Source organism: Myxococcus sp. CA033, from assembly GCF_013336625.1.
Taxonomy (GTDB): domain Bacteria; phylum Myxococcota; class Myxococcia; order Myxococcales; family Myxococcaceae; genus Myxococcus; species Myxococcus llanfairpwllgwyngyllgogerychwyrndrobwllllantysiliogogogochensis.
In genome coordinates, this window is record NZ_JABUMU010000007.1 from 85,559 (window position 1) to 105,561 (window position 20,003).

A 20,003-nucleotide genomic window follows, 5' to 3' on the forward strand; every position below is an offset into this window, starting at 1 on the left:
CGCTTCAGTCCTCTCCCCGCTGTGCGCGGGCGGTGAGCGCTAGGAACACGTCGTCCAGCGTCGGCGCCGAGTCCTCCAGCTCCAGCGGGTCCACGCCCCGCGCACGCAGCCAGTCCGCCAGGGTTTCCGCGGAGAGGCGCTCCGGGTCCACGCGCACGGTGGCGCCGGAGCCGAAGCGGCTCACATCCAGCACGCCCGCCATGCCGCGCAGCGAGTCCAGTGCGGGGGAGAGGCGGGGACCGCGCACCTCCAGCACCCGGCCGGGCGCGTGCGTCCGCTTCAGTCCCTCGGGTGTATCCAGGGCCACCAGCTTCCCGTCCACCATGATGCCGATGCGCGCGCAGTTCTCCGCCTCGTCCATGTAGTGCGTGGTGACGAAGACGGTGGTGCCGCGTGAGGCGAGGTCGCGAATCAACTCCCAGAAGGAGCGTCGCTGCACCGGGTCGACGCCCGCGGTGGGCTCGTCCAGGAAGACGATGCGAGGTCGGTGAAGCACCGCGCTGGCCAGCGCCACGCGCTGTTGCATTCCTCCGGGCAGCGCGCCCGTCACCTCGTCCTGCACCGCGCCCAGTTGCATCCGCTCCACCATCTCCCCGATGCGCGTCTTCAGCTCCCGGCCATGGGCGCCATAGGCCGAGGCGAAGAACTCCAGGTTCGCCCGCACGCTCAGGTCCAGGTACAGCGAGAACTTCTGGGACATGTAGCCGATGCCGGCCTTCACGCGCTCGGGCTCCTGGCCCACGTCGAAGCCCGCGACACGCGCGCCTCCGCCCGTGGGCTTCAGCAGTCCGCACAACATCCGGATGGTGGTGGACTTGCCCGCGCCGTTGGCGCCCAGGTAGCCGAAGATTTCGCCCGCGCCCACCTCGAAACTCACGTCGTCCACCGCGGTGAAGCTCCCGAAGCGGCGCGTGAGGTGGTGCACCTCGATGGCCGGAGTCATGCGGCCCTCCCACCGGTCCGCTTCTCGACGAGGGCCAGGAACACCGCCTCGAAGTTGGAGGCCGCCGCCCCGTGCTGGCGCGCCAGCTCCCGAGGGTCTCCCTCCGCGATGAGCTCTCCCGCGTAGAGCAGGCCCACCCGGTGGCACCGCGCCGCTTCGTCCATGTACGGCGTGGAGACGAGCAGCGTCATGCCTTCGTGGACCAGGCCGTAGAGCAGCTCCCACAGCTCGCGGCGGCTCACCGGGTCCACGCCGTTGGTGGGCTCGTCCAGGAGCAGCACGCGGGGGCGGTGGAGCAGGGCGCACGCCAGCGCCAGCTTCTTGTACATGCCGCCCGACAGTGCGTCCGCGCGCCGGTCCGTGAAGCGGCTCAGTCGGGTGATATCCAGCAGCTGCTCACGTCGCTCGGAGAAGTCCTTTCGCGACAGGCCGAACAGCTGCGCGAAGAAGTGCAGGTTCTCGTCGACGCTCAGGTCTCCGTAGAGCGTGTTCCGCTGGGGCACCAGGCCCAGCGACTCCCGCACCGGGGAGCGCGAATCCGCCGGGTCCTCACCCAGCATCTTCACGCGCCCCGCGTCCGGAAGGAGCAGCCCCGCCATCAACCGGATGGCCGTCGTCTTCCCCGCGCCGTCGGGTCCCACCAGTCCGTAGACCTCTCCGGTGTGGACGGCCAGCGACACACCCTTGAGCGCCTGCGTCGCCCCGAAGCCACGGCGCACGTCCTCCATGGCCACGTCCACGTCGGGGCAGGTGCTCATGGCCGCTGCTCCGCGACCGCCGCGTCATTCACCGGCCCCAGGGTGATGTCCACGGGCATGCCCGGAAGCAGCACTCCCTCCGGCGCGTCGATGTGCACCTCGACGGGATAGACGAGACGGTCTCTGTCTCCGCGCGTCTGCACGTTGCGCGGCGTGAAGGCGGCCTCGCGCGCCACGGTGACGACGCGCGCCTGGAAGGTCCGGTCCGGATACGCGTCCGCGCGCACCGTGGCGGACTGACCCGGCTTCGCCGCCGCCAGCTCCGCGTTTGGTAGATAGAACGTCGCCTTGGGCCGGTGCGTGTCCACCAGTCGCGCGACAATCGCTCCCGGCAGGGCCAGCTCGCCCACCTCCAGCGGCAAGGTCTCCACCGTGCCGCTCAGGGGCGCGCGCAACTCGCACTCCGCCACCGACACCTGGGCCCGGCGCACCGTGGCCTCCGCGGCCTGGATGGCGCGCAGGGCGGACTCGGCCTGCTGGAGACTCGCGCGCTCCTGCTCGGTGGCGGCGCGAGCTTGTCGGGACGCCGCGGTGCTCGCATGCCGCGCCGCAGAGAGCTGCTGCTCCAGGGACTGGGCATGGGCGCGCGCCTGGTCCAACGCGGCCGCCGTCGTCGCATCCCCCATCTGCTGGAGCCGGTCCGCCTGTCGCTGGGCCAGTCCCTGCTGGTCCGCCAGTGAGGCAATCTGCGACTGGCTCCCCTCGGCTTGCGCGGCGACGGCTTCACTGCTGCGCCCCGCGGCCACCGCCGCCGCGCGCGCACCGTCCGCCTGCGCCTGCGCCATGGCCAGTCTCGCGGAGGCTTCACTCAGCCCCGCCTCGGGCTCGGTGCAGTCCAGGGTGACGAGCACCGCGTTCTTCTCCACGCGCCCACCTTCCTCCACGTGTCGCGCCAGCACTCGCGCATTGAGCCGGGCCCGCACGTCCACCGCCGTGCCCTCCACGACTCCCGACCCTCCGGCCGGTCCCTCCGCGGCCCGCCGGTCCTTCAGGATGCGCACGCCCAACAGGGTGGCGAGCACCACCACCAGGACCACGAACACCACGACGGCACGTCGCATGGAGCCTCTCCTCGATGCCGCGGTTTCCCCCCGCGGTGACGCCCGCCTTGATGGCAAGGCCCATGCCAGCGCTCGCTCGCCGTGAGCACTCACGTGGGTGTCGGAGGCCCGTGCGGAACCCCTGCCGGAAACCCGGCACCCCCGCCGGAAGGCCGACACCCGTCAGGTGCGTTGGCGGGGGCGCTCCTCGCCTCGGATGGAAAGGTGCGCATGCCCCTTGAGGAGAGCCTTCCTTCCGAGGAGAGAAGGGGCTTTCGCCACGCCATCTTCATGCTTCTTCACGGGTTCGCGCCCACCCACCGTGGCACCTTGCGCACGCCTTCCTCGAAGGATGAGGACGGTGGCATCGCCATTGCTCATGAACCGCGCGCCACATTCCGTGCGCACCCGTTGAAGGCGAAGAGGCCCCATGCTGCTCGACATGTACCTGTTCTTCTGCCTGCCGTTTCCCGCTCCGCGCACGCCCAAGGCCAAGCCCGCGCCTCGCCGGGGCCGAGCGAGCGGACGCGGCTCGACGACTTCCCGAACGCCCCCTCGGCGCGTCGTGAAGGCGGCGAGCGGAAAGGCGGACAAGCCCTCCACCGGAGCACGTCGGACGTCGAAGCCCGCGCTGCGAGTGCTCGACGGAGGCCGCGCCGGCGTGCGCTGAGCCGAGGTCGCGGCCCCTGGGGTGGGGGTCGATTGAATTGACAATCTGGGTCCATCTTGTCAAATCTGTCCAAGATGGGGACCGAACTGAAGTCACCCGAGAAACCGCCGGACGACGCGCGGCGGAACCGGTTGCTGGACGCGGCGCTCGGCGTCTTCCTGCGCTACGGCTTCCGGAAGACGTCCATGGACCAGGTGGCCCGGGCCGCCGACGTGTCGCGCCAGGGGCTGTATCTGCACTTCGCGACGAAGGAAGACCTCTTCCTCGCCACGTTGCAGCACTCGATGGAGGTCTCGCTGCGGCTCGCCAGCGAGGGGCTGTCGGATGTCTCCCTTCCGCTGGAGGAGCGGTTGGTGCGGGGCTTCGATGCCTGGGTCGGCCGCTATGTTGGGATGCTGGGTGCGGACGCCAGGGACTTGTCGGAGGTCCTGAGCGCCTCCGGTATGCAAGAGGTGGCGACGCGCCACGAGACCTTGTTCCTGGAGGCGGTGGCGAAGCTGCTGCGCGCCTCGGGACTGGTCGCCGCCTACAAGTCCACCGGCCTCACCGCGCGGCAGCTCACCGACACGCTCTACGCGACGGCGCGGGGGCTCAAGTACAGCAGCGGTACGCGTGAGGCATTCGTTCAAGGCATCGGCGTCGCGATTCGCGCGCTGTGCATGCCCCTGGGAGCATCCCGATGAAGACGCGAGGTTGGCGGCGTGTCCTGCGCCGTGGAGCAATGGGACTGGGCGCGGTGCTGGCGGTGGGCATCCTCGTGCTCGTCGTGGATGGCCATACGGGCTTCGGCAAGAGCGCCACGGGGGCTCGGCGGGAGCGGATGGAGCTCTCGCCCCAGTGGAAGGACGGGCACTTCGACAACCCCCAGCCGCTGGTGAACCACTTCGGGGAGATGATGTCGGGGCTGCTCCACACCAGCCCTCACACCAGTCCTGGGGAGCCGCTGGCGGTGGAGCACATCAACCCCCAGCGCTTCCAGTCGCTGCCCGCGACGGGCCTGCGGGTGACGTGGATGGGGCACTCCTCGCAGTTGGTGGAGATCGACGGACATCGCATCCTGACGGACCCCGTGTGGAGCGAGCGCGTCTCGCCCTATTCCTGGGTGGGCCCCAAGCGGTGGTTCGCGCCGCCCATCGCCCTGGCGGACCTGCCTCCCATCGACGCGGTGGTCATCTCGCATGACCACTACGACCACCTGGACCGGCCGACGCTCCTGGCGTTGAGGGACTCCGCGAAGGACTCCAAGCTGGTGTTCATCGTGCCGCTCGGCGTGGGTGCGCACCTGGAGTACTGGGGCATTCCGGCGGAGCGCATCGTGGAGCTCGACTGGTGGGAGCGCACCCGGGTCGGGGAGTTGGAGGTCGTCGCCACCCCCGCGCGCCATGCCTCCGGGCGGTTCCTGTTCGACAAGGACTCCACGCTCTGGGCCGGTTACGCGCTCATCGGCTCCAAGAACCGCGCGTTCTACTCCGGCGATACGGGCCTGTTCCCGGCCATGCGGGACATCGGCGAGCGGCTGGGGCCCTTCGATGTGACGATGATCGAAACGGGGCAGTACCACCGCGCCTGGCCGGACTGGCACATCGGTCCCGAGCAGGCGGTGTTGGCACACCAGCTGCTACGGGGGAAGGTCATGATTCCGGTGCACTGGGCCCTCTTCGGGCTCGCCTACCATGGCTGGACGGAGCCGGCCGAACGGGCGCGCGCGGCGGCCGAGCGCCTCTCCGTGACGCTGGTGCTGCCCAGGCCTGGACAGAGCGTGGAGCCGGAGCTCGAAGCAGCGGGTGTTCGGCCGCGATGGTGGCCGGAGCTGGCGTGGGAGACCGCGGAGCAACATCCCATCCTCTCCACGGGGATGGGGACGCCCGTGACGGCGAACCAGCCAGGAGGCCAGCCATGAAGGTCCTCCTCTTTGGCGCGACGGGCATGGTGGGGCAGGGGGTGCTGCGCGAGTGTCTGCGCTCTCCGAGCGTGGAGCAGGTGCTCGCGGTAGGGCGGGCGGAGACGGGGCAGCGTCACGAGAAGCTGCGTGAGCTGCCGCTCAAGGACTTCCTGGACGCGTCCTCGGAGTCCTCGCTGGACGGCTATGACGCCTGCTTCTTCTGCCTGGGCGTGTCCTCGGCGGGGATGAAGGAGGAGGACTACCGACGGGTGACGTATGACCTGACGCTGTCGGTGGCGCAGGTGCTGGCGCGGGTCAACCCGAGGATGACCTTCATCTACGTCTCGGGCGCGGGGACGGACAGCACGGAGAAGGGGCGTTCGATGTGGGCGCGCGTCAAGGGGCGCACGGAGAACGCGCTGCTCGCGATGCCGTTCCGCGCCGTGTACCTGTTCCGGCCCGGAATCATCCGGCCGATGCACGGCATCGTGTCGAAGACGCGGGTCTACCGGGTTCTCTACAAGGTGCTCAGCCCGCTGTACCCGGTGCTCAAGGCCGTGGCTCCCGGGTTCGTGACGACCACGGAGGCGGTGGGGTTGGCGATGGTGGCCACCGCCGAGCTGGGGGCGCCGAAGAAGGTGCTCGAGAACGACGACATCAACAACCTGGCGCGCCTCTATTCGCAGCGGCAGGCCAGCATCCGGGCCGGGCTCACCTCGACCTGACAAGGTGGACATGGACCCGCGAACCCGGCGCAGCTACGAGGCCCTCCGGCTCAAGCACATCGGCCGCATCTTCGGCCGCATGGTGCGCCTGCGTGCGTATGGTGGCCTCCTGCTGATGGGGGCTGTCGCCGGGGCGACGCTCATGGATGGCGCGCCCTGGCGCCGCATCTGGTTGCCCATCCAGGTGGTGTTGGCCCTGTCGTTCTTCTTCTTCGAGCTGCGCCGTTACGAGCGGGAGGGACTCACGGCGCGCAGCATCTCCGGCAACCTGACGTTGGGCATCATCCTGGAGCAGAGCCTGACGTGGGGAACGGGAGGGCTGGCCAGTCCGTTGCTGCCGCTCGTCCTTCCGCTGGCCTTCGTGGGTGCCGCGGTGCTCCCGCCACGTCAGCGGCTCCTGTTGATGTTGGAGGAGCTGGGGCTCGTGTCCCTTCTGGCGGCGGCGCACCTGCTCGAGTGGACTCCCCCTTTGCACCTGTCGTTCCTGGGAGAGCCTCCTCGCGAGATGCTTCTCGCCCTCGCGGTGTTCATCCTGCTCCTGGTGGTGGCCGCCAACATCGTGGGGGCCGCCGTTCGGGGCACCTTCGAGGACATGCTGGCGGAGTCCTTCCATCAGCGTGACGAGCTGTTCGCCACGCATCGCGCCCACGCTCGGACGCTGGAGTCCTTGTCGGGGGAGATTGCCCACGAGCTGAAGAATCCCCTCGCCACGGTGAAGGGGTTGACGCAGCTCATGCGGCGCGAGCCGGAGCGCGCGCAGCCGTCGGAGCGCCTGGAGGTGCTGGCCGGCGAGGTGACGCGCATGCAGGACATCCTGGAGGAGTTCCTCAACTTCTCGCGCCCGCTGGTTCCGCTGTCCGTCAGCCAGGTGGACCTGGCGGCGCTGTGTGACGAGGCCGTGGTGCTGCACGAGGGCCTCGCCGCCGAGCACGGTGTCCGACTGGCCCGGGGTGGTGACGGTCCGGTGGTCGCGGCGTGTGATCCTCGCAAGGTGAAGCAGGTGGTGATGAACCTGCTGCACAACGCCATCGACGCGAGTCCACGGGGAGGTCAGGTGGTGGTGGATGTCGAGTCCGGCAGCCTGGGAGATGTGCGCGTGTTCATCCGGGATTCGGGGGCAGGGCTGTCACCCGAGGTGTCCTCGAGGGCCTTCGACGCGGGCGTCACCACGAAATCGAAGGGCTCGGGGCTCGGCTTGACGGTGGCCCGTGCGCTGGCGCGGCAGCACGGTGGCGAGGTGACGCTGCGCAACGAGGCGTCCGGGGGCTGTGTGGCGGAGATGATGTTGCCGCGCGAGCTTCCCGCGGACACCCTGGGCCCGGTGAGGGACGTGCGCGAGGTGGCCCATGCGCGGTGAGCCGGGCGCTGTATCGCGCGTGCTGGTGGTGGACGATGACGCGGGCGTGCGCTTCACGCTGCGGGAGATGTTGCGCAGCCTGTCCGGCGTGGAGGTGGAGCAGGCGGAGGACGGAGAGGCCGCGCTGGAAAAGCTGGCGTCGCGCGCGTTCGAGCTGGTCATCACCGACCTGCGCATGCCCCGGATGGACGGCATGGAGCTGGTGCGCCGGGTCAGCGGGGCACCCCACGCGCCGCGCATCATCGTCATCACGGCGCATGGCTCGGAGCGCTTCGCCGTGGAGGCGGTGAAGGCGGGCGCCTATGACTACTTCCGCAAGCCCTTCGACGTGGATGAGCTGCTCGCCGTCGTCACGCGCGCCCTGGAGTCGGTCCGGCTGCGCCATGAAAACGAGCGGCTGACAGGAGAGCTGAACCTGTCACGCTCCATGGTGTTCTCCTCGGAGCCCATGGGTCGGCTGGCGCAGTTGGTCCAACGCGCGGGCTCCCGCGACGTGACGGTGCTCATCACCGGGGAGAGCGGCACCGGCAAGGAGCGGGTGGCGGAGGCCCTGGTGCGCGCCTCACCGCGCGCGAACGGACCCTATCTGCGCTTCAACTGCGCGGCCCTCACCGAGGAACTCGCGGAGGCGGAGCTGTTCGGTCACTCGAAGGGCGCGTTCACGGGAGCGAATCGGGTCCGCCCCGGGCTGTTTCGCGAAGCGGACGGAGGCACGCTGCTCTTGGATGAAGTCGGAGAGCTGGCGCCTCCGCTCCAGGCCAAGCTGTTGCGGGTGCTCCAGGAGGGCGAGGTCCGCCCGGTGGGAGAAGACCGGCCGGTGAAGGTGGACGTCCGCATCCTGGCCGCCACGCATCGCGACTTGCGCAAGCGCGCGGCGGAGGGGCAGTTCCGCGAGGACCTCTACTACCGGCTCAACGTGGTGCAGCTCCGCGTGCCGCCGTTGCGCGAGCGCCCCGAGGACATCCCCGTGTTGTCACGGATGTTCCTGGACCGCTTCAGCGGCCGGTTCCACACGGGCCCGTTGAAGGTGCCGCCGGGCTTCGTGGAGCGGCTGATGGCGCTGCCCTGGCCCGGCAATGTGCGCGAGCTGGAGAACACCCTGGAGAGCCTGGTGGCGCTGTCGAGCGAGGGAGAGCTGGACCTGTCCCTCCTGCCGACCTCCGAGCCTCGGTCGGCTGGCGCCGCGTCGACGGGGCCCGTGGCCGAGGGACTCCGGAGCGAGGAGGGCGAGGCCGCCACGGGGATGGGGCTCAAGGAGCGGGTGGAGGCCTATGAGCGGGGGCTCGTACTCGACGCACTGCGCATCGAGGGAGGAAACCGCAGCGGGGCGGCTCGGCGGCTGGGGATTGGCCGGGCCACCCTGCACGACAAGCTGCGCAAGTACGGGCTGGACAGCGCCCCGGACGAGGGCGGAGAAGGACGGAGCTGACGTCCCCTCGGGCTCGGGAACAAACGGCCTCCCGGGCCGTTCGGGGGCGGTTGTGTCCCCCACGATGTCGCGTCCCTTTACTGGAGCGTGCATGTCCCCCGTGTCTCGCAGTCTCGCGGCGCTGCTTTGGTTGTCCCTCGCAAGTCCCGCCGTCGCCCAGACGCCGCCACCGACTCCGTCGAAGGCCCCCGGTGCCTCGACACCGGAGCGCACGGAGCGCATCCGCTCGCGCTACACCAAGTTCGAGTACCGCATCCCCATGCGGGATGGCGTGAAGCTCTTCACCTCCGTCTACATCCCCGTCGATGCCTCTCCCAGCAAGCGCTACCCCATCATGATGGTGCGCACGCCCTACAGCGTCGCGCCGTATGGGCTGGACCGCTACAAGACGCAGCTCGGGCCGAGCGAGGCGTTCGAGAAGGAAGGCTTCATCTTCGTGTTCCAGGACGTGCGTGGCCGCCTCATGTCGGAGGGCGACTTCGTCAACGTGCGTCCCATCAACCCGAAGAAGGGCGCGAAGGACACCGACGAGAGCACCGACACGTTCGACACCATCGACTGGCTGCTGGCGCGCGTGCCGAACAACAACGGCAAGGTGGGGCAGTGGGGCATCTCCTATCCCGGCTTCTACGCCTCCGCGGGTGCCATCAGCGGCCACCCGGCGCTCAAGGCGGTGTCTCCGCAGGCGCCCATCGCGGATTGGTTCTGGGACGACATGCACCGGCATGGCGCCTTCAACCTGTCGCTCGCGTTCAACTTCTTCTCGGGGTTCGGCAAGCCCCGGCCGGCGCCCACGGACAGCGAGGACTGGGCGCGCTTCGAGTACGGCACGCCGGACGGCTACGAGTTCTTCATGGACCTGGGCCCGCTGAGCAACGCGGAGACGAAGTACTTCAAGGGCGACGTCGCGTTCTGGAAGGACGTCACCGCGCATCCCAACTACGACGCCTTCTGGCAGGCGCGGAATCTCCTGCCGCACCTGAAGGGCCTGAAGGCGGCGATGCTGGTGGTGGGCGGCTGGTACGACACCGAGGACCTGTATGGCCCCTTGCGGACGTACGCCGCCATCGAGAAGCAGAACCCGGGCGTGGCGAACACGCTGGTGATGGGCCCGTGGCAACACGGGGGGTGGGTGGGCACCGAGGGCTCCAGCCTGGGTGACGCCGAGTTCGGCTTCCGCACGTCGGACGCGTACCAGGAGCTGGGCCTGGCCTTCTTCAAGCAGCACCTCAAGGGCGGCGAGAAGGCGGCGGTGCCGGAGGCGCTGGTGTTCGAGACGGGCGCCAACCGCTGGCGCCAGTTGGAGAGCTGGCCGCCGAAGGGGTTGCGTGAGACGCGGCTGTTCTTCCAGCCCAAGGGCGGGCTGTCCATGAAGGCGCCCACGGGGACGACGGAGTCGTTCGCGGAGTACATCAGCGACCCGGCCAAGCCGGTGCCGTACACGCAGGAGATCACGACGCGCTGGAGCAAGAACTACATGGCGGAGGACCAGCGCTTCGTCGCGAGCCGGCCGGACGTGCTGGTGTTCGAGACCGAGCCGTTGGAGCAGGACCTCACGCTGGCGGGCCCGCTGGAGGCGGACCTGTGGGTTTCCACGACGGGTTCGGACGCGGACTGGGTGGTGAAGCTGGTGGATGTGAATCCCGGCAAGCCGCGCGGCTGGAGTCGGAGCGACGCGGAGAAGGGCGAGAAGAACCGGGGTGGCCAGCAGACGCTGGTGCGCGGCGAGCCGTTCCGCGGCCGCTTCCGCGACAGCTACAGCGAGCCCAAGGCCTTCAAGCCCGGTGAGGTGTCGAAGGTGCGCTTCACCATCAACGACGTCTTCCACACGTTCCAGAAGGGGCACCGGGTGATGATCCAGGTCCAGTCGAGCTGGTTCCCGTTCATCGACCGCAACCCGCAGACGTACGTGCCCAACATCTTCGAGGCGAAGGAGGCGGACTTCACGCGCGCCTTCCATCGCGTGTACCACTCCGCGGTGCACCCCAGCTCCGTCAAGGTGGGCGTGCTGCCGGCGCTGGACGCACAGGGCAACTGAGGTCCGCGAGGGCGTGGCGGTGCATCTGTTTGGCACCGTCCGCTCGCGCTCGAAGGGAGCGTGACGGGGCGGGATATCCGTCCCGTTCCTGTTACGTTTCCGCCCGCACGGAGGGATGGGAGGGTCATGACTGGCACCGAGGGGCCCGGGAGTGGGCCGGTGCGGCTCGACGGGAGTGAGGGCGAGGGGGGAGGGCAGATCCTCCGCTCGGCGTTGTCGCTGTCACTCATCACCGGACGGCCGTTTCACATCACCCACCTGCGTTCGCGGCGGGAGCCTCCGGGGTTGCGTCCCCAGCACCTGGCCTGCGTGCGCGGCGCCGAGGCACTGGGTGGCACCAGCGAGGGCGCCACGGTGGGCGCCTCCGAGCTGTCCTTCACGCCCGGCACGGTGCGCGCGGGGGACTATCTGCTGGAGGTCGGCACGGCGGGCAGCACGCCGCTCATCTTCCAGTGCCTCGTCTATCCCCTGGCCCTGGCGGGGGGCGGAAAGCTCACGTTGCGGGGCGGGACGCATCTGCCGCACAGCCCGAGCTTCCACTATGTCGCGACGGTGTGGCAGCCGGTGGCCCACGCGTATGGGCTCCCCGTGCACCTCACGATGACGCAGGCGGGGTTCTATCCAGAGGGCGCGGGGGAGATGGTCGCCCACGTCTTTCCGCCGCAGGAGCCGCCCCGGCTGGTGGAGCTGCCCGCGCGGGGGATGCTGCGCGAGGTGCACGTCTCGTCATTCGTGGGAGGCCTGCCGTTCGCCATCGCCGAGCGGCAGTCGCGCGCCGCCGTGGCGGTGCTGCGGGAGAAGGGCATCCTGGCCGAGGCGGAGAATCGCCCGCTGCCGGTGAGCCGTTCGCTGGGCACGGTGACGTTCGTGCTGGCGCAGTTCGAGCACACCATCGCCGGCTTCACCGCGCTGGGGGAGAAGGGGCGTCCCGCCGAGGACGTGGGGCGGGAGGCCGGCGAGGCGCTGGCGCGCTTCATGGAGACAGGGGGCGCGCTGGACGAGTCGCTGGCGGACCAGATCCTCCTGCCAGCGGCGCTGCTGGCCGCGGGGCGCCTGGGGCCGGTGACGCCGGGCACCACGCGCTTCACCGCGGCTCGGGTGACGGACCACCTCACCACCCATGCCCGCGTCGTCGAGCGCTTCCTTCCGGTCAAGGTCCGGGTGGAGGCGGGCGGCGCGGTGGAGGTGGCCCCGGCTTGAGGGCCGGGGTGGGGTGGCTCAGGCCGCCTCGTCGTCGCCGCGGTTGGAGTTGTTGCCGAAGGTGTTCACGTCATCCATCTCCTTCGTCGTGTTCCGGAAGGCGCGGAAGCCGAAGGGGATGGCGACGAGGAACACGAGGCCGGCGAGGCCCACGGCCTTCCAGGGGAAGGGCTGCGTCTTCACCTGGATGTCCTTGCCATAGGAGTTGAGGTTGTTGCCCATGGCGCGCTGCTTGGCGGCCTCGCGCTCCTCGGCGGTGAGCTCACGGGGGGCGTTGAAGTCCTGGACCGGTTTGCGCGGCTGAGCCAGTGCCGCTCCGCCCGTCGCGAGCGCGAGGACCAGGAGGAGTCGGGCAAGGGAGGGATTTCGCATGAGGGGGGAGGCTATCACGACCCAACGGGAGTGCTGAACAGGGCTTGCACCGGGAGAGCGTTGTCCAGTACGCGCCAGGGTGCCCACATCACCTCCGGACGCCATGCTGCGCCTGCCCTTCATCGCCCTCGCCAACCTGTTGCTGCTCCTGCGGACCCTGTTGGGTGCGCCCTTCCGCCTGTTCGCCGCCAGCCACCGGCCGGCCTATGTGCGCTTCCGGTTGGCGGGGGATCCGCCCTACCGCGAGCAGCGCAAGCCCCGATTCTCGCTGGGGGGAGGCTCGCGTCCGGAGCCTGCGGACGTCACCTCGCTGGAGCGCTTTGGCGAGTCCCTGAGGCTGTTGGCGAAGGACCCCAAGGTGAAGGGGATTCTCCTGGAGGTGGAGGAGCTGGGGTTGCCGGGGGCGAAGCGCGACGCGGTGGTGGCGTTGCTGGCGGAGTTCCGGGCGGCGGGCAAGCGGGTGGTGTCCTGGGCGGTGATGGTGGACACGGACACGTACCCGGTGCTGTGCGCGGCGGACGAGGTGCTCCTGGCGCCCATGGGGCGGTTGGAGCTGGTGGGGTACTCGGCGGAGTCCACGGCGTTGGGCGAGGGGCTGTCCCGGATTGGCATCCGGCCGCAGTTCATCCGGCGGGGTGACTACAAGACGGCGCCGGAGTTGTTCACGCATCCGGCGGTGTCGGACATCCAGCGGCGCACGGTGGAGTCGTTCCTGGACGAGCGCTACGCGACGCTGGTCGACGCGGTGTCGGTGGCGCGGCGCAAGACGCCCGACGAGGTGAAGGCGCTGATCGACCAGGGCCCGTACAGCGGGCCGAGGGCGAAGGCGATGGGGCTGGTGGACGCGCTGGTGGACGAGGCGGATCTGCCGCTGCACCTGGGGTTGGTGAAGGTGGAGGAGGGGAAGGCGCCGGAGGACGTGGAGGACACGGAGCTGGAGGCGCTGGACACGTATCTGGAGACGGTGCCGTTCCCGCCGGTGAAGTGGCGGCGGATGAAGCGGAAGCCTCGGCTCGCGTTGGTGCCGGTGTCGGGGATTATTGTGCCGGGGAAGGGGAATGCGGGCGGGCGTCTGGCGTCGACGGACGCGGTGGTGAAGGCGTTGAGGGCGGCGGGGCGGGACAAGCGGTCGAAGGCGGTGCTGCTGTATGTGAACAGCCCGGGTGGGGCGGCGATTGCTTCCGAGCAGATTCTGGAGGCGGTCCAGCGGGTGGCGCGCAAGAAGCCGGTGATCGCATACATGGACCGGGTGTGCGCCAGTGCGGGCTACATGGTGGCGCTGGGGGCGAAGGAGCTGTGGAGTGCCCCGCATGCGGTGGTCGGGTCCATTGGGGTGTTCGCGGGCAAGTTCGACACGTCCGGGCTGATGAACCTGCTGGGCATCCACAAGACGTTGATCACGCGGGGAGCGAACGCGGGGCTGTTGTCGTTCTCCCGGGGTTTCACGGACGGGGAGCGGGCGGCGCTGGAGGCGGACATCGAGGAGATGTACCAGTCCTTCCTGGGGCACGTGGCGAAGGCGCGAGGGCGGACGAAGGAAGAGATCCACGCTCTGGCGGAGGGCCGGGTGTACTCGGGGCTCCGTGCGAAGGACGCGGGGCTGGTGGACAAGATTGGTGGGTTCGAGGAGGCGTGCCGCTACGCGCTGTCCCTGGCGAAAGTCGCGCCTGGGGACTTCGAGCTGAAGACGTATGGGGCCGCGGAGCGACGGATGTCGGTGCTGCGGTTGTTGATGGGGGCGGCGCAACCCCAGACTTATTCGCTGTGCTCCGTGTCGTGGAATCTGGCCGGGCAGGAGCGGGAGACGTTGGCTTCGCTGGCGGATGAGACGCGGTGGGGCTCGTGGCTGCGGGAGTTGGTGCTTGAGGTTCGTGGAGAGGGCGAGCACGAGCGCTGACGGGGTTACTGAGAACTACCCTCACCTTCCACAGGGGAATGCACCTGGTTTGCTTCCTGGAGATCGGCATGAGTGACCAGGTCTTCGATGGTGATATCCGTCGTGCCCTAGCCCGAGTTGGCGCTGGTGAGCGGCTGCTGTGTCCCAAGTGTGGGGCAGTCCTGATTGTCGCAGCCAGTCTTGAGGCCGCGAATGCAGCGTCCGTGCACCCCGGGATACATTGTCCAACCGACCGAAAACATGTTGGGGTGTTGTTTAATCTCAGCGCTACTCGGCGGTTGCTCGATGGAATTGGTGAGTAACGAGGCCGGCTTTCGTCGGATGTCCCGGTTGCGGGCGGGCACAAGGGGCAACGGCCAATGAGTGACCAACTCATAAGCCCACGCGAGTATGTCTCGCAGTCGCGGCATCGCGGGCGGGACGCAGAGCTTGCTAGGTTTCTCAGGACGAAACCCGATGCTGAGCGATGGTCGTTTATTCGTGAATGCTTAGACCTGGACTGGAGTGTGGGCCTATTTCTGGTCAGGACTGCGCTCAGGGATCGGCAATCCCTGCTTGATGTCTTGAAGCTGGGCGTGGAGAGAGGCGACGCCAGCACAATTCGCTGGTGGCTCCAATCGGTACTGCCAGGGCTGGGCGCTAGACGCGTGACGCGAGTACTTACATCGGCTTATGAGGAGAGCCCCGTCCAGATCGGGAAGGCGCTGTATTGGCTCGCGTATCTGGTTCCCAATTGGAAAGAGGATGAGGCCGTTCGTTCATTGGTCGAGCGCGCCACCTCGGAGGGGTACTTGTTCGGCACCCAAAGAGGCGTTGCGAAGGAGTAGTCCTGTTTAGTCTGTCTTCGGCCAGGAGCGCCCTTGATGTCGTTATGAAGAAAGGAACCTGAGAATTGACGGGGAGCAATCCTATGGAAGAGAAGCTTATGCTTAAGAAGGCGTCGATTGAAAAACTGACAGCCGCACTTGCTCTGCCAGCCACGGGCCAAGAGCAGGACTGGGATGCTGAGCTTGCCGATGCAGCTCGGATTGGGGAGTTTCTTCATGCGTATCAGAACCTGCCACTAACCCCTGATGACAGGATTGCACTGATGGCCCTCATTCTAGCCTCGGTCGAAATCCGTCTCTCGGTGGGTTTGGATGTCGCGGATTACTGGGAGCAGATCGCCGCCATGCTGGGGCGGGAGCGGGACCTTTACCGGGAGATGATTGGGTACTGGGCGTGCGAGGGGGAGAATGATCCAGAGGCTTGGTTCCATTTGACCCCGATGGTCCGTCGTGCCGAAGCCGAGTGAAGTCGCCGGAAGGCATCTGCCTGCTCCAGGAGACTGGCAAGGGAGAGACCTTCAGGCCCTTGGTGGTAGTCGTGGTGCCGATGAGGTTCACCACCGTCTCGCAGTCCTCCAGCGGGCGCCCTCCAATCTCGCGATCGGTTTCGGCTTCCGACGTATTGGCCTGAGGAAAGGGCCATGAACATGGTTCAGTGTTCGATTCATGGGTTGCAGGAAATTGTTTCGTGTTGCGAGCATGTTGCTGTTGCCGTGGCTGGGGGTGGTTATGAGCGGGCTTGTGTTGTTGTTGATGGTTGGGGGAGTGCTGTTTTGCTTTGCGGGCGGTGTCGCGAAGTTGCCGTCAGCAACATCAAGACGGTCGAGCGAGGCCCAAACGGTGGTTATGACCTTGACTGGGGTTTGCCCGAAAGGGGTCGCTGCGATGCGTGTGCGTCCGCTTGGTACGAGGCAACTGGGCAAGGTGAGTTCTGGGCAACGATCAACCAGGCCCGCATGAATGCCGGCTTCAAGGTTCGCTCCTGATCCGTCCGAGCATTAACCGGCGGGCTTCATTGAGTTGGGCTCGCCTATTCAACGCACGTCCTCGTGCTACCTTCCGCGCCCCATGAAGCGGACCGTCCTCATCGGTAGCCTCCTCCTGGCCCCGGCCTGTGCCACCACGTCGCGTGAGCCCGTCTCTGTCGCGGAGTCCTACGCCAGTGCCCTGGACGAAGGCCGCCTCCAGGACGCCTACGCCCTCACCACTGATGGACCGGAAGGGCAGGTCGCCTTCCTGGAGCGCTACTCCGACGAGACCACCCGCCGTGAACGAGCCGCCGCCGTCCGTGCCGGCGCCGCCGTCCTAGAAGCCCGCGCCCCCTCCCTCACCCTCGCTCGTACCGGCGAGGACTGGCGCATCGTCGAAGCCCGTCCCGCCGATGTCCCCCGCGCCGCCCTCCGGCGCTTCCTGGACGCCTCCGACGCCAAGGACTGGAAGACGGCCTGGAGCCTGCTCGCCGCGCCCCTGCGTGCCCGCTACACCCCCGAGCGACTCCGCGAGGACTTTGATCGCGACCCCCTCGCCAAGGAGCGCCTGCGCCGCGCCCGGCTCGCTCTCAATACGCACGTCCGAGTCGGCGCCGGTGAGGCCGTCTTCCCCATTGGCGACGAGCGGGCCGTCCTCCTGGTCCTCGAGGACGGCGAATACCGGCTCTCCGCGCTCGAATAGGCCCGCTGACCCCGACACGCAGTGTCCCTGATGGACACCTTCAGCCCGCCAACACCCTCCAGCCCTCCAGGCCGTCGCCAGGGTGCGTCCGCGTCCACCCAGCGTTAAACGACGTTGACAGTCCCCCCGGGGCTGGCATGTTCCGCGCCCGCTGAGGGGCGCCCAAGCGCCCGTTTTCCAAAGGTTTCAGGTGTCCCGATGAGCGTTACCGAGGCCAGCATCCTCGCGGCGATGTCCAAGGTGATCGATCCCGAGCTGCACGTGGATCTGGTGAAGGCGGGGATGGTGAAGGACATCCGCGTCAGCGGCGACACGGTCAAACTCAAGATCGAACTCACCACGCCCGCCTGCCCCATGAAGGGGAAGATCCAGGCCGACTCCGAGGCCGCCCTCAAGGCCGTCCCCGGCCTCAAGTCCTTCGACATCGAGTGGGGCGCCCAGGTCCGCTCCTCCGGCGGCGGCGCTCCGTCCCCCGGCGGCCTGCTCCCCAAGGTGAAGAACATCATCCTCGTCGGCGCCGGAAAGGGCGGGGTGGGCAAGAGCACCGTCGCCGTCAACCTCGCCGCCGCCCTCGCTCAGCACGGCGCCAAGGTCGGCCTGCTCGACGCCGACTTCTACGGCCCCTCCATCCCCCTCATGACGGGCCTGGGCGAGAAGAAGCCCGTCAGCCCCGACGGTAAGTCGCTGGATCCGCTCATCGCCCACGGCATGAAGGTCATGTCCATTGGCTTCCTCGTGGAGGCCGACCAGGCCCTCATCTGGCGCGGTCCCATGCTCCACGGCGCCCTCATGCAGCTCGTGCGCGACGTGAACTGGGGCGAGCTCGACTACCTCGTGCTCGACCTGCCCCCGGGCACCGGTGACGTGGCCCTGTCGCTCTCCCAGTCCATCCGCGCCGCGGGTGCCGTGCTCGTCACGACGCCGCAGGACGTAGCCCTGGCCGACGTCGTCCGCGCCAAGCAGATGTTCGACAAGGTCCACATCCCCGTGCTGGGCATCGTGGAGAACATGTCCCAGTTCGTCTGCCCGAACTGCTCGCACGTCACCCCCATCTTCAACCACGGCGGGGGCCGGAAGGCCGCGGAGATGTTCGGCATTCCGTTCCTCGGAGAGGTTCCGCTGGACTTGAAGGTGCGTGTCTCGGGAGACTCGGGCGTACCGGTGGTCATCGGCGCCAAGGACAGCCTGGAGGCCAAGGCCTTCCAGGAGGTCGCTCGCAACATCGCGGGTCGAGTGTCCGCACAGGGCGCCAAGAGCATGCCGCTGCCGGTGGTGCAGGCCCGCTGACAACCACCCAGGAGACGCTGCATGCCCCCAGTCGGCAATGACGACTACCCCGACGACCCGTTGATCGATGAGGACCGTTCCGGCCGCGAAGGCCGCTCCGGTCCCGCGGGCTTCGTTCCGGAGTTCGTCCGTCGCATGGCCGTCGCCGGCCTGGGCGCCCTCTTCATGACCGAGGAGGGCATCCGCAACCTGGCGGGGCAGCTCAAGCTCCCCAAGGAAGCCCTCGGCTTCATCCTCTCCCAGGCGGAGAAGACCAAGGACGAGGTCACCGGCGCCATCACCGAGGAACTCCGCCGCTTCCTCCAGTCCGAGAAGCTCCGCGACGAGTTCCTCAAGCTCGTCTCCGGCATGACGCTGGAGATCAAGGCCCAGGTCCGACTCGTCCCGCCCGACAAGGCGGAGAAGATGGGCGCCGACGAGCCCGAGAACACCGAGCCGCGCCCCAAGAAGGAGAAGACCGCCGCCCCCACCGCGCGCGTCGTCATCTCCGAACTCAACGCCCGCCGCCCCGGCTCCAAGCGTTCCAAGAAGGAGTAGTGGTGGCGGACACGCCTCCCCCTGAAACAGCCCCGCCGGCCCCCGCGCGCAAGGGCTGGCGCTCGTCCCCGCTGGCGAAGCGGCTGCCGCTGCTGCTGCTCCTCGGCCTGGGCATCTACATCTGGCAAATCACCGGCGTCCCCGAGCGGGAGCTGGTCATCCAACCCGATGGCGACGGCTGGAGTCAGGCCCGTGCGCTGGACCTCCAGGTGATGGACCCGGAGGGCGCGGTCCTCAAGCGCGAGGAGCGCTTCTTCGGCGACACCGGCGCACCTCCGGAGCTGAGCTTCAAGGTGGACCTGCCCGAGGGCTCCTTCCGGACCTTGTTCTTCGTGAAGCTCGCGGGCCGCGAGGAGCGCGTCCGCGTCGAAGAGCCACTCACGGTGGGGGAGGAGCGCTACATCGTTCGCCGGCTCCAGTTGCCAGCCGCGACTCGTTGACCGCCCTGGGGGCGTGGGCTATGGGCGCACCACGTCATTCACATTCCGACCGAGGGGTTCGAGAGCACCATGGCAACGGAGCACATCGTCGTCGTCGGCGCCGGGCAGATGGGCGCGGGAATCGCGCAGGTGGCATTGCAGGCGGGTCTTCGCGTCACGCTGGCGGACGTGTCCAAGGAAGGTCTCGCCAAGGGCGCTGACCGCATCCGCGCGGGCCTGAAGAAGCTGGTGGAGAAGGGCAAGCTCGACGCCGCGAAGCAGCAGGCCGCCGAGGCCAACCTCGCCACCCTCACCAACGTCACCGAGGCGAAGGACGTCGACTTCGCGATTGAGGCCGTGACGGAGAACGAGGACCTCAAGCGCCGCATCTTCCAGGACCTGGACGCCGTCGTCCGGCCGGGCGGCATCCTCGCCACCAACACCTCGTCCATCCCCATCACCCGCATCGCCGCGTCCACGAAGCGCCCCGAGTTCGTCATCGGCATGCACTTCATGAACCCCGTGCCGGTGATGCAGTTGGTGGAGCTCATCCGTGGCGCCGCCACGTCGGACGAGACCTACGCCACCACGCGCGCCCTCTCCGAGCGCATGGGCAAGACGACGGTCGTCTCCAAGGACTTCCCGGGCTTCATCGTCAACCGCATCCTCATCCCGATGCTGAACGAGGCCTGCTACGCGCTGATGGAGGGCCTGGGCTCCGCGGAGGACATCGACACCGCGATGAAGCTGGGCACCAACCAGCCCATGGGCCCGCTCCAGCTCGCCGACTTCATCGGTCTGGACACCGTGCTCTACATCGCCGAGGTGCTGCACAAGGGCCTGGGTGACTCGAAGTACCGCCCGTGCCCGCTGCTGCGCCAGTACGTCGACGCCGGCTGGTACGGCAAGAAGAGCGGTCGCGGCTTCTACAAGTACTAGGCACCCACCTCC

20 protein-coding genes are annotated in these 20,003 nt (G+C 68.3%); 16 read left to right on the forward strand and 4 right to left on the reverse strand.

What is annotated here, in order from left to right; all coding sequences use genetic code 11:
- Nucleotides 1–4 precede the first annotated feature (4 nt).
- Genes HUA78_RS19670 through HUA78_RS19680 form a run of 3 tightly spaced genes read right to left on the reverse strand, consistent with a single transcriptional unit; the run spans nt 5 to nt 2,762 of the window.
- A complete protein-coding gene (locus HUA78_RS19670; protein WP_174476910.1) occupies nt 5–943 on the reverse strand; it encodes an ABC transporter ATP-binding protein in 939 nt (312 codons plus the stop codon).
- A complete protein-coding gene (locus HUA78_RS19675; RefSeq protein ID WP_174476911.1) occupies nt 940–1,701 on the reverse strand; it encodes an ABC transporter ATP-binding protein in 762 nt (253 codons plus the stop codon). Before HUA78_RS19675 ends, HUA78_RS19670 begins: the two co-directional genes overlap by 4 nt.
- On the reverse strand, nt 1,698–2,762 hold the full coding sequence (locus HUA78_RS19680; RefSeq protein ID WP_141647350.1) for an HlyD family secretion protein: 1,065 nt from the start codon (nt 2,760–2,762) through the stop codon (nt 1,698–1,700). Before HUA78_RS19680 ends, HUA78_RS19675 begins: the two co-directional genes overlap by 4 nt.
- A 409-nt stretch (nt 2,763–3,171) precedes the next feature.
- On the opposite strand from HUA78_RS19680, the gene HUA78_RS19685 reads away from it, so the two are divergent.
- The 8 genes from HUA78_RS19685 (at nt 3,172) to rtcA (ending at nt 12,042) form a co-directional block, all read left to right on the forward strand.
- On the forward strand, nt 3,172–3,411 hold the full coding sequence (locus HUA78_RS19685) for a hypothetical protein (protein WP_141647351.1): 240 nt from the start codon (nt 3,172–3,174) through the stop codon (nt 3,409–3,411).
- 74 nt (nt 3,412–3,485) lie between these two features.
- The gene (locus HUA78_RS19690) at nt 3,486–4,094 is read left to right on the forward strand and encodes a TetR/AcrR family transcriptional regulator (protein ID WP_174458378.1); all 609 of its coding nucleotides are present in this window, start codon (nt 3,486–3,488) and stop codon (nt 4,092–4,094) included.
- Nucleotides 4,091–5,311, forward strand: a complete 1,221-nt coding sequence (locus HUA78_RS19695) for an MBL fold metallo-hydrolase (protein WP_174476912.1) — start codon at nt 4,091–4,093, stop codon at nt 5,309–5,311. Before HUA78_RS19690 ends, HUA78_RS19695 begins: the two co-directional genes overlap by 4 nt.
- Complete coding sequence (locus HUA78_RS19700; RefSeq protein WP_174458380.1) at nt 5,308–6,018, forward strand: NAD-dependent epimerase/dehydratase family protein; 711 nt, start codon at nt 5,308–5,310, stop codon at nt 6,016–6,018. Before HUA78_RS19695 ends, HUA78_RS19700 begins: the two co-directional genes overlap by 4 nt.
- A gap of 10 nt (nt 6,019–6,028) precedes the next feature.
- Nucleotides 6,029–7,375 (forward strand): HAMP domain-containing sensor histidine kinase, encoded by a 1,347-nt coding sequence (locus HUA78_RS19705; protein ID WP_141647355.1) that lies wholly within the window; start codon nt 6,029–6,031, stop codon nt 7,373–7,375.
- Nucleotides 7,365–8,804: a sigma-54 dependent transcriptional regulator gene (locus tag HUA78_RS19710; protein WP_174476913.1), complete on the forward strand. Its 1,440-nt coding sequence runs from the start codon at nt 7,365–7,367 to the stop codon at nt 8,802–8,804. Before HUA78_RS19705 ends, HUA78_RS19710 begins: the two co-directional genes overlap by 11 nt.
- 91 nt (nt 8,805–8,895) lie before the next feature.
- On the forward strand, nt 8,896–10,842 hold the full coding sequence (locus HUA78_RS19715) for a CocE/NonD family hydrolase (protein ID WP_174476914.1): 1,947 nt from the start codon (nt 8,896–8,898) through the stop codon (nt 10,840–10,842).
- Between the two features lie 126 nt (nt 10,843–10,968).
- On the forward strand, nt 10,969–12,042 hold the full coding sequence (gene rtcA / locus HUA78_RS19720; protein ID WP_141644377.1) for an RNA 3'-terminal phosphate cyclase: 1,074 nt from the start codon (nt 10,969–10,971) through the stop codon (nt 12,040–12,042).
- 18 nt (nt 12,043–12,060) lie between these two features.
- Here the strand turns inward: rtcA and HUA78_RS19725 are convergent, their stop codons facing one another.
- Nucleotides 12,061–12,414 (reverse strand): hypothetical protein, encoded by a 354-nt coding sequence (locus tag HUA78_RS19725; protein ID WP_141644378.1) that lies wholly within the window; start codon nt 12,412–12,414, stop codon nt 12,061–12,063.
- A 103-nt stretch (nt 12,415–12,517) separates the two neighbouring features.
- Here HUA78_RS19725 and sppA point away from each other — a divergent pair, with 103 nt between their 5' ends.
- From sppA to HUA78_RS19765, 8 genes are all read left to right on the forward strand, one after another.
- Entirely contained in the window at nt 12,518–14,311 is a 1,794-nt protein-coding gene (gene sppA, locus HUA78_RS19730; protein WP_174476915.1) for a signal peptide peptidase SppA, read from the forward strand.
- A 910-nt stretch (nt 14,312–15,221) separates the two neighbouring features.
- A complete protein-coding gene (locus HUA78_RS19735; protein WP_174476916.1) occupies nt 15,222–15,605 on the forward strand; it encodes a hypothetical protein in 384 nt (127 codons plus the stop codon).
- 174 nt (nt 15,606–15,779) lie between these two features.
- Nucleotides 15,780–16,124 (forward strand): hypothetical protein, encoded by a 345-nt coding sequence (locus HUA78_RS19740; RefSeq protein ID WP_174476917.1) that lies wholly within the window; start codon nt 15,780–15,782, stop codon nt 16,122–16,124.
- Nucleotides 16,125–16,206: 82 nt separating this feature from the next.
- On the forward strand, nt 16,207–16,809 hold the full coding sequence (locus HUA78_RS19745; RefSeq protein WP_174476918.1) for a hypothetical protein: 603 nt from the start codon (nt 16,207–16,209) through the stop codon (nt 16,807–16,809).
- Nucleotides 16,810–17,007: 198 nt separating this feature from the next.
- Nucleotides 17,008–18,096 (forward strand): Mrp/NBP35 family ATP-binding protein, encoded by a 1,089-nt coding sequence (locus HUA78_RS19750; RefSeq protein ID WP_141644383.1) that lies wholly within the window; start codon nt 17,008–17,010, stop codon nt 18,094–18,096.
- A gap of 21 nt (nt 18,097–18,117) precedes the next feature.
- Nucleotides 18,118–18,633 (forward strand): hypothetical protein, encoded by a 516-nt coding sequence (locus HUA78_RS19755; RefSeq protein ID WP_174463831.1) that lies wholly within the window; start codon nt 18,118–18,120, stop codon nt 18,631–18,633.
- Nucleotides 18,634–18,635: 2 nt separating this feature from the next.
- Nucleotides 18,636–19,073 carry a hypothetical protein gene (locus tag HUA78_RS19760; RefSeq protein WP_174463830.1) on the forward strand — a complete coding sequence of 146 codons (438 nt, stop codon included), beginning with the start codon at nt 18,636–18,638 and terminating at the stop codon, nt 19,071–19,073.
- A gap of 69 nt (nt 19,074–19,142) precedes the next feature.
- Entirely contained in the window at nt 19,143–19,991 is an 849-nt protein-coding gene (locus HUA78_RS19765) for a 3-hydroxyacyl-CoA dehydrogenase family protein (RefSeq protein ID WP_046713803.1), read from the forward strand.
- Nucleotides 19,992–20,003: the final 12 nt, after the last annotated feature.

Excerpts from the sequence above, each read along its gene's own strand:
- HUA78_RS19670 (WP_174476910.1), bottom strand. The coding sequence starts at position 943 with ATGACTCCGGCCATCGAGGTGCACCACCTCACGCGCCGCTTCGGGAGC.
- HUA78_RS19675 (WP_174476911.1), bottom strand. The coding sequence starts at position 1,701 with ATGAGCACCTGCCCCGACGTGGACGTGGCCATGGAGGACGTGCGCCGT.
- HUA78_RS19680 (WP_141647350.1), bottom strand. The coding sequence starts at position 2,762 with ATGCGACGTGCCGTCGTGGTGTTCGTGGTCCTGGTGGTGGTGCTCGCC.
- HUA78_RS19685 (WP_141647351.1), top strand. The coding sequence starts at position 3,172 with ATGCTGCTCGACATGTACCTGTTCTTCTGCCTGCCGTTTCCCGCTCCG.
- HUA78_RS19690 (WP_174458378.1), top strand. The coding sequence starts at position 3,486 with ATGGGGACCGAACTGAAGTCACCCGAGAAACCGCCGGACGACGCGCGG.
- HUA78_RS19695 (WP_174476912.1), top strand. The coding sequence starts at position 4,091 with ATGAAGACGCGAGGTTGGCGGCGTGTCCTGCGCCGTGGAGCAATGGGA.
- HUA78_RS19700 (WP_174458380.1), top strand. The coding sequence starts at position 5,308 with ATGAAGGTCCTCCTCTTTGGCGCGACGGGCATGGTGGGGCAGGGGGTG.
- HUA78_RS19705 (WP_141647355.1), top strand. The coding sequence starts at position 6,029 with ATGGACCCGCGAACCCGGCGCAGCTACGAGGCCCTCCGGCTCAAGCAC.
- HUA78_RS19710 (WP_174476913.1), top strand. The coding sequence starts at position 7,365 with ATGCGCGGTGAGCCGGGCGCTGTATCGCGCGTGCTGGTGGTGGACGAT.
- HUA78_RS19715 (WP_174476914.1), top strand. The coding sequence starts at position 8,896 with ATGTCCCCCGTGTCTCGCAGTCTCGCGGCGCTGCTTTGGTTGTCCCTC.
- rtcA (WP_141644377.1), top strand. The coding sequence starts at position 10,969 with ATGACTGGCACCGAGGGGCCCGGGAGTGGGCCGGTGCGGCTCGACGGG.
- HUA78_RS19725 (WP_141644378.1), bottom strand. The coding sequence starts at position 12,414 with ATGCGAAATCCCTCCCTTGCCCGACTCCTCCTGGTCCTCGCGCTCGCG.
- sppA (WP_174476915.1), top strand. The coding sequence starts at position 12,518 with ATGCTGCGCCTGCCCTTCATCGCCCTCGCCAACCTGTTGCTGCTCCTG.
- HUA78_RS19735 (WP_174476916.1), top strand. The coding sequence starts at position 15,222 with ATGGAAGAGAAGCTTATGCTTAAGAAGGCGTCGATTGAAAAACTGACA.
- HUA78_RS19740 (WP_174476917.1), top strand. The coding sequence starts at position 15,780 with ATGAACATGGTTCAGTGTTCGATTCATGGGTTGCAGGAAATTGTTTCG.
- HUA78_RS19745 (WP_174476918.1), top strand. The coding sequence starts at position 16,207 with ATGAAGCGGACCGTCCTCATCGGTAGCCTCCTCCTGGCCCCGGCCTGT.
- HUA78_RS19750 (WP_141644383.1), top strand. The coding sequence starts at position 17,008 with ATGAGCGTTACCGAGGCCAGCATCCTCGCGGCGATGTCCAAGGTGATC.
- HUA78_RS19755 (WP_174463831.1), top strand. The coding sequence starts at position 18,118 with ATGCCCCCAGTCGGCAATGACGACTACCCCGACGACCCGTTGATCGAT.
- HUA78_RS19765 (WP_046713803.1), top strand. The coding sequence starts at position 19,143 with ATGGCAACGGAGCACATCGTCGTCGTCGGCGCCGGGCAGATGGGCGCG.